Origin of the sequence: Ferrithrix thermotolerans DSM 19514 (assembly GCF_900128965.1) — a bacterium.
In the GTDB taxonomy this organism is placed as follows: Bacteria; Actinomycetota; Acidimicrobiia; order Acidimicrobiales; family Acidimicrobiaceae; genus Ferrithrix; species Ferrithrix thermotolerans.
The window spans coordinates 1-7,854 of the sequence record NZ_FQUL01000056.1; the positions used below are offsets into that span (position 1 = coordinate 1).

Genomic DNA, 7,854 nt, shown 5'->3' on the forward strand with positions numbered 1-7,854 from the left:
AGACGTTGGAGCACCATGACCGTTGCTATCGACGATGGGGGGACTGATTGGCGTCCTCTACCTGAGAAAAGATCGGCAAAGGCCTCATCAGGAAAGAGCCGGTTGCGCTCATCGTGTAAGAAGGCATAGATGGAATCCTTTGGGAGAGTCTTCTCACAGAACTGGGCCATATCATCAAATAAGTTAGATTGGGAATCTGCAATACCAAGGGGAAAATGCTCTATCCTCATAAGGTGCTTCTATACCTCAATTCTACGCTATGACCTGCTCTTTTGCAACTTATCAGGGATAATAGTACCCCCAAATTCCAAACGATCAGACAGAGTCAACTACGTTGTACGGCCAGAGCGCGATCTGACTCACTGGAGGAGCAATCGTCCAAATCGCAGTCTCAGCCTTGGTCGGTTCCCATCAGCGAGAAAGACACCAGTCTCCTAGTAAGTTTGATTACAACAGTGCCCGGCTCCCCCTTGCGATCCTTGCCCATAACCTGATCCGTCAAGTGAGCTACCTTGGTGAGATCACTGCGAATGAATCGATGGTCATCGCTCGTAGCTTTCGGCGAAACTTCCTCGCTCTAGCGGGACGACTTGTCAACCGATCGGGAAAGGTCATGCTTTGTATCTGGGCTCGCTGGCCATGGGCCAATAGCTTCATGACAGCTATGGCGACCCTCCGAGCACTCGAACGTGTTACTATCTATTGAACTACTTTCGACTCCACGCACAGTCACAAGTACTTTCTCCAAGCGTTGCCGCAAATGAAACACGAAATCAGATCCCTAACCCACCACGTCTCAACTATGGGTCAGAACCGATCCAGAGTCACGGGTTAGCTCAATGACACACAATCACGACGTCAGGCCATCGGCTCGCCCCGAAATGGGGGTGCGTCGGTGGATCCAGGCTGAGGCATAAAGTAAGTTGAGTCAGACTTTGCGAGTTTCTTAGCTTTTTGAACAGCACCTTCTATACCTTGTGGACCCGGGGTCAGTTCTAGCTCTGCTCCATAGACTTGAAGCAACATTCTCCGTTCTCTGCTCCTTGTCTCAGGCATCGTAAGAATGGGTTAATATCCTTTAGCAGCACAAATCATCGAAACTGCTATTTCCGTATTGTCGCTGGTTGGCTCGACTATGGTCGTATCTTCACTGATTACCCCTGCTTTCTCTGCGGCTCTTATCATGGCAACATTGATACGATATTTTGTGCTACGAGCAGGATTGAAGAACTCCAACTTCGCAGCCACCTCCGCTACGCATCCCTATCCAACTCTGTTTATCTTGACCAGCGGCGTATCACCTATCAGCTCAGTCACATCGCTTGCAATCTTCATGCTCCCGCCTTCCCTCACCGTCTCATCAGCCGACCTACCATGAATTCCTACTATCTAACTCAAGTGTAAAAACACTTCCAATCACGTGCTAGTTTCTAGAAGTCCTTTCGTCTTATGGAGACAGCTTGTTACATGTCTCCAAGATCCTATAATGCCAAAACTTGGAAGTTAAAGTCCGACCACATCGACACCTTCGGAACTTTTGGGGCTTGCTAATCTTGAGGGTGTGGAGTTTTAGCAGTAGTAGATCGGTAACCGCCAAAGGCTTGTAACGGATCACCTAAATGAGTCAAGTAGAACGCATTGGTCAAGGCGTAAGCGAAGGTCACGATGAACCAACCAAATTGTTACTAAAGTAAGGTGTTCATCTCGCTGAGCACTTCAAAGTGAGAGAATTGATGGCCGGTGAGTTTGTTGAAATACTCGAGATTGCAAGGAGTGGGTTATATGAAGATCCTACGAGGAGCAGGTGTTCCAAGTAGTCGTGAACACTCAAGCAGAGATGGACCGAGACGGGAATAGAAACCTAACAACTGGAACCAGGGTATATCCCCCAGCAACCAGAGGTAAATCTAGCTCGCCAATACTCGGCATGTAGATAAGCCCTTTGGCTTCCCTTTGAACCATCTCTGTCTCTGTCCGCCGACGATACAGTGAGGGAAGGTTTTTAACTGAGATCTTTGACCACAAGCTCACATTTGCCTGGTTGACCAATGAGTTGATGTTCTAGGTGATCTTGTCGCCTCTATACGTCCTTAGCACCTTAGACCTCTGCGCATCGGAGAGTGTTGAGACTCCAAAGAGCGAGAAGCGTCTTATCCTCATTTGACATCATGAAGACAGAGACATCCAGATCATTAGAGGTATCTCTATCCCTGACACCCTCATTCGACAAAGAGCAATTTTGGCCCTTACGACCTCAACGGACGGAGCGCTTCGTTTGAGAGTGACTGAGGAAAGGAACTGCTTATCCGATTCGTCTGACGTCACAACATGGGTGAACCTTTACCGGTACGCTTCTTGGTTCCTTCTGAGTCTTTCACGCCTTGGGCTACTTTGGATATTTACTTGGAGATTGTCGTTGCCTCTTCCTCTCGATTAGTATTTTACCAATACTTATTGGGAGGAAATACCTCAAATTCTCGCCTAACAGCGAAACTCTGACGAAGAACACTAGGGTAGATCGTCTATAAAAATTGCCTGCTTTTCTCTCTGCGTCGTGGTGATGTGTTATAGTGTGAACGAGTGCGCTTGTGACAAAAGCTACTCGAGCATACCAAGGGGGTTTGAATGCGGTTGTCGAGTGTTATTCGGGGGGGGGCTTACATAGCCCTCGCCGCAGGGGTATCCGGCTTCGGAACGAATATGGCGTTGACGTCAGCACACATATCAACCAGAGCAAGTTCGATAGGTTCTCAAGAACTTCGACCTGAGTACTATATTTACCCGACTTACTTAGTATCAAAGAACTTTGAAGGTTACTATTCAGGTGACTGGCAACAGTGTGGGTTTGCTACCCAGCAGCGAGCGGTCACATCGCAGGGATGTCAACGCGCAGTGACGGTTTCCGAGCAAATAGGTGGATCTGTAACAATTCCAGTAGGCGCCATAAGTGGCGCTGTGGGCTTTGATGTAAGCTACAGTCAAGTTGAAGGCTATAACTACACAGTTAGTATCCCCCCAGGTGAGTGGGGTGCGATCGGGATGGGATTTGAATACGCACAGTACTATACAGTAGTCAAGCAAGGTCAGTGCAACGTATCCACCGGACTCTGCAGCAACTGGACATATTCGTATAACACGGTGCAAGATCACATTGCGCCCACAGGCAAGTTTTTCCCCTACCAATACGTCTTGTAGAACGTGTTCTGATTTTTTCAAAGTACCTTCGGAGTTCTGTGATAGCAAGATGTAGTTGCACACAATCGAACTTATAGGTAAGGAGTGTTCATGACGATCATAGACATCGACGTGCTGCGTAGTTCACTTGGACGGCGTCTACTCATTGTAATATTTGTGGTTGGTTTGGTCATCGGCATTGGATCGACATACTTAGTGTCTCGGATCGTCAACTCTACAAGCAGCGCGTACCTTGGTTCCATGGCAATAAGCGGTCCTGCCGGCACAATTGTAGCAGTGCCGGGTGCTCAGGTACTAGCGTCTGGCACCGGGCAGGGTACACAAGAGATCATCCTTCATCATCGCTCGGCGCTGAGGTTCCATCGACTAGGGCTCGATGCTGTTTGTGTCGGCCAGAACGATAACTTGGTTGTGAAGGTGTATATCCCCGGTTTGTCGCCACCGCTCGGAATTGTCCCAATTTGTAGGCCTAGTGCTGGGGGAATGTTTGAGATAGCAATGCCGAAAGGGACGTTTGGCTATCCCGACAAGGTAGTAGTGCATGCCAGCTCATCCACACGTTGGAGTTTTATGCTCGTCAACTCAGAGAACTCCCTCGGTATGGTACTCGTCCGGTCGCTGTCGTGTGTAGTGTAATCCCTTAGTGAGTCTAGGGTACGGATGATTGTATGTGTCAAGATAGCGGACCTTTGGCTAATCCGGATTATGACAATCTGAGTCTCTGACGGATCATCTCTGCTTTAGCTCGAAATCGCCTTATCCAACCTCTCACCGTACTTAGGGGTCGAGAGATTGCAGTAGCTATCTTGTTGTATCTATCTCCTAAAGAACTCCTAAGTAGTGCAGATCCAATTACATCTACTTCATCAACTCGGCGAAGTAGCAACTTATCAGGTATAAGTACGTGAGTCTTAGAACAGCTAGCACACCTTGTACGCCTGGGACGAACGGTAGTTACACCACTTATTGTTCGGACTGTTCTCACTCTTGCTGACCTCCAAGCACGAAGTACTCCCTTGCAACTTGGACAAAGAAGTTTGCCTTGAATTAATTCATCTTCGATAACACGTAGGTCGTTTGATACAGTGAGAGTCATGGTGCCTCTGGCATCTCTGGGGACCCTCTTGATTCACCTGCTGAGGATTGGCAAGAGGGTCCTATCTTTTAAGAACTCTCTAGTTTCTCAGAACACTTAGCGACAATGCAACCATCTCTCAGAGAAAATCCATCATTAGCCTCAATGACGTTAATACCTATCATGTGATCAATGAAAGAGTCGCTCAACAATCAGGAGCCTGCCATTCCAAACAGGTCACGGCACCAGCGTCGAAAGAGGCAGAGTTACGATCGATCTCGGACCAGACCAGTATAGGTCTCTCAAAACTGCCGCTATTTGCATGGTGGGCAGATGAGCGATGTGATATGCAACCTTGTATCGATATGGGCGGCTCAATGCGATCCCTCCTGGCTCAGATTGGCCTGACCTCCACTGGGGGCAGGAAAGACGCTGTGACTTGTTTGAGAGAACAGGTGACTCGACTTGCCATAGCGATATAAGCATCTCAGACGCCCGTAACGAGGGTGGTATGTAGAATTTCAAAGCTGCAAATGTCGGTCTCATCTCAGAGGTAGACCTTTGGTGGTCGGATAAGCCCACCAACAGCGCCTCACTATAACCTAGCAAGATCACTTTATCTGCGGATTTTCGCGATTCGATGAAAGCATCGAGCGTCCCGCTTGACATCCGCTGCGCAGCGTTTATCCACTAGGCTAAGGCAGGCCCGTTAGTACTGGATCTTCCTACATGGCTCGCACTCTGCTTCTACTCCCAGCGTTGACTACTACCGTTGCATGGGCGCTACTCTCCGAGCAGTTCGGCAGCCGGCACGCACAACCCGTCAGTTCACAGCCAGGGTTATCAAGACACTCCTGTCGTCCGCCTCGCCTACGCCAACGCAGCGCTATCCTCAGACGGCTTGGTGCTAAAGCCCTCGTCTCGCAGGTCGCCAAAACGATTGTGCTCGACGCCTGACAAGTTGCCCACAGTAGGGCCAGGCCAATAGAGTTATCCACGCACACGAGGTGACGCTGCGCCCAGTTTGGCCAAAACCGACATAAAGCGCAGGTCAACGCACGTACACGAGGTGACAGTAGGTGCGCATACTAGGTGACGCCTACTCCTGTGTTTCCTTAGTTCAAAACCCATAAATCGAGCACGCCGATACTACTAATGCCTATATGTTTCTAAGATCCCAGTATTAGGCTACTGCACTTGTTTAAAACTCGTCGCGTGTTCTCTCCGGTCGCTAACGCTCCCGCTGCCGCCTCATCAGGCTTCGCCTGATGATTTGCCCTCAAAATAACATCGAGCTGATGTTGATAATTAGAGATCATGATCTCATGATCTCCGCCAAAATGGTAGGTAGAAACGTAATGTCACATTATCGTTGACGTTTATTTGGAACACCCTGGTAAATATATGTAGTGTCTGCTGATTTGCTCACCAGACTCCTTCTCGCACGCTAAGGTCAACCCAACAGTAGCTGCGTACCAAGGGCGTCGAACTATACGAGCAGGGCGAAGAAATTGCGATTTATTTCCATCGCAGAAACACCATCAGAGGAGATGATTCTCGTTGAGGCAATTCAAGAACGGAAATCATGAAATGTTGATTCTCGTTCTTGTGGAGTATCTAATGTGAGTAGCAAAGGATAAAACTATGGCCAAAACTGTCACCGAGGTGGAGTGGCTCGACGAGCCCATGGCCGAGAACTGGCGTGTTGAAGAGCTTGAGGATGGCACGATATACTAATCACCTCCTGCTGACCTTTCGATAAAGGTGATTATCGAAAGGTCAGCAACCTACCACTCCGCCATAGCGCCTGGTTGACATGAACTTTCGTGAACATTATCGTAATGACAACACCGCTTTACCACGTTGTGCTAAGGTGAGGACAAGTAGCAGTCGAAATGACTGGCGTTGCTCTAAATGGGGGGTAAGTAAATGAAGGTAAGAGATATCATTCGGGGGGGCTGTAGCAGCGGCTAGTGTCGCTTTGGTCAGCGTTGGAGCTGGTATGGGGTTGACAGCGGCAAACCTGGGGCATGGTACTGGGGACTCAACTACAAAGCAACCAACTGGCCAAGGAGCCATAGCGAGCACGGTTGTGAAACTGTCTTCTACCGGTGGGATCCCCTCTCAGACCCAGGTAATTCAACTACCGTCAGGCGAGACGCAGCTGGCTGTTCACGCGACGATCCTGCCGTCGGCATGGGCAGCCCAAGCGGCGCCCTACGTCAGCACTAAAGGGTTGACTGTCACACTGTCTCCAGCATTTAAAGCTGTAAGCTCACCCGAGGAATATTTGGCTGTCAAGAATCTTGTCGATGCATATAATAGCGCTCCGGTAGACGCAAAGACGGTAGGAGTTTCTGCCACCGTCCGTGTATCGCCCACGAAAGACAGCGGAGGTGCCTCGCCTGACGTCTTCATAGGATCCGGTGGTTGCTCTGGCTGGGAAAGCTTCCAGTTCGATGGTTGGGATGGATTCCAGTGGTATATGAACCAGTGTTTCGCAACTGGTTTGGTCGATGAGCTTATCGCTGGGGCAGCTGTGTCCGCCGTTGTCGTCGCTGCCCTAGGTGCGATTGGTGTAGGGGCTGTTGCCGCAGGGGTCGCAGGAGCACTAGCTGCCGCTGCCGGTGGTGCAGCTGCTTACTTGGCTGAGACACAGAGCATGTGCGGTAATCGAAATCTCTGGGTCGGTCTCCATTACTGGGTAGAACCATCCCACGGCTGCGCGTGATGTTCGATGTGCTCAGAGTTGAGTTTATGTGAGTAGATAAAAGGGGGCCAAGGTGACCGAAATGCAGAAGGATGTATTGTTACTCGTTGCACTTGGGGTGATTTATACCGGGTTCGTCATGTATCTGCGGGCGGCTCCACCCTCGCAGGTTAGCCGAGCCCTGGAGGGCAGGCTCTACAGGAGGCGAGCAGCCAAGCGGGGCAGTTCGCGAGTAGCCATGGCCTTGGGGACCGGGTTATTCCTAGTGGGAGTCGCAGAAGTGGTGTGGTTTACAATGATACGTACAGGCTAAAGCTAGGGGTGCGTGCTCAGTTGGTCTCGTGATGAGCGTGACCGTTCACCCCGCAATCGGGAAATCTTCCCAGGTCGAGTGATTCAACCACTGGAGTCGACTGCCAGCTGGATGTAGGCGTGGACCCGTCCGCTGTCTCGCACTTTGTTTCGCCTTACTGAAAGGGGTTCCAACAGTTGACTTCACGCGCAGCTATAACGATTTATAGTAAATCTTCGTGAGTGGGCACTTGAACAAGGTATTCATCCCCAGACCGCTTACAAGTGGTTTCGTCAAGGCAAGTTGTAAGTACCGGCAACCAAAATGGGAAAGCTCATCTTGGTGGGAGATCTGTCATCTAAGTTCTCGAAAAGGACAAGGATCTACGGTGATTTACACTCGCCTATCTTCTGCTGATAAAAGGAGCGATCTGGATCGCCAAGTGGCACGCGTGCTTGGCTGGGCCACTTGACATCGTTACTCAGTAAATCGAGTGGTCAGCGAGGTTGGTTCTGCCCTCAATGGTCACAGACAAAGGTTTCTTTCTTTGTTGTATGACAAAGAAGTAGACACGATCCTGGT

The 7,854-nt window shown here is 49.9% G+C and carries 6 protein-coding genes and 1 pseudogene; 4 read left to right on the plus strand and 3 right to left on the minus strand.

From position 1 onward, the window contains the following. Positions 1-502: 502 nt before the first annotated feature. Positions 503-706 carry a hypothetical protein gene (locus tag BUA24_RS11135; protein ID WP_245790469.1) on the plus strand — a complete coding sequence of 68 codons (204 nt, stop codon included), beginning with the start codon at positions 503-505 and terminating at the stop codon, positions 704-706. Between the two features lie 176 nt (positions 707-882). Here BUA24_RS11135 and BUA24_RS13495 read toward each other — a convergent pair. Together BUA24_RS13495 and BUA24_RS12655 are read right to left on the minus strand one after the other, a co-directional pair. Further along, a pseudogene (locus BUA24_RS13495) lies at positions 883-1,335 on the minus strand (PLP-dependent cysteine synthase family protein); the annotation flags it as partial. 831 nt (positions 1,336-2,166) lie between these two features. Beyond that, entirely contained in the window at positions 2,167-2,325 is a 159-nt protein-coding gene (locus BUA24_RS12655) for a hypothetical protein (RefSeq protein WP_178138821.1), read from the minus strand. Between the two features lie 300 nt (positions 2,326-2,625). On the opposite strand from BUA24_RS12655, the gene BUA24_RS11150 reads away from it, so the two are divergent. Both BUA24_RS11150 and BUA24_RS11155 read left to right on the plus strand, forming a co-directional pair. Next, positions 2,626-3,195, plus strand: a complete 570-nt coding sequence (locus BUA24_RS11150) for a hypothetical protein (RefSeq protein WP_072792603.1) — start codon at positions 2,626-2,628, stop codon at positions 3,193-3,195. 90 nt (positions 3,196-3,285) lie between these two features. Beyond that, positions 3,286-3,831 carry a hypothetical protein gene (locus BUA24_RS11155; protein ID WP_072792605.1) on the plus strand — a complete coding sequence of 182 codons (546 nt, stop codon included), beginning with the start codon at positions 3,286-3,288 and terminating at the stop codon, positions 3,829-3,831. Positions 3,832-3,898: 67 nt separating this feature from the next. On the opposite strand, the gene BUA24_RS12310 is transcribed toward BUA24_RS11155, so the two are convergent. Continuing rightward, complete coding sequence (locus BUA24_RS12310; protein WP_272867310.1) at positions 3,899-4,291, minus strand: DUF6431 domain-containing protein; 393 nt, start codon at positions 4,289-4,291, stop codon at positions 3,899-3,901. Positions 4,292-6,272: 1,981 nt separating this feature from the next. On the opposite strand from BUA24_RS12310, the gene BUA24_RS11165 reads away from it, so the two are divergent. Next, entirely contained in the window at positions 6,273-7,001 is a 729-nt protein-coding gene (locus tag BUA24_RS11165; RefSeq protein WP_072792609.1) for a hypothetical protein, read from the plus strand. The last annotated feature ends 853 nt before the right edge of the window (positions 7,002-7,854 follow it).

Coding starts and splice junctions, on each gene's coding strand:
- BUA24_RS11150 (WP_072792603.1), top strand. CDS start 2,626: ATGCGGTTGTCGAGTGTTATTCGGGGGGGGGCTTACATAGCCCTCGCC.
- BUA24_RS11155 (WP_072792605.1), top strand. CDS start 3,286: ATGACGATCATAGACATCGACGTGCTGCGTAGTTCACTTGGACGGCGT.
- BUA24_RS12310 (WP_272867310.1), bottom strand. CDS start 4,291: ATGACTCTCACTGTATCAAACGACCTACGTGTTATCGAAGATGAATTA.
- BUA24_RS11165 (WP_072792609.1), top strand. CDS start 6,273: ATGGGGTTGACAGCGGCAAACCTGGGGCATGGTACTGGGGACTCAACT.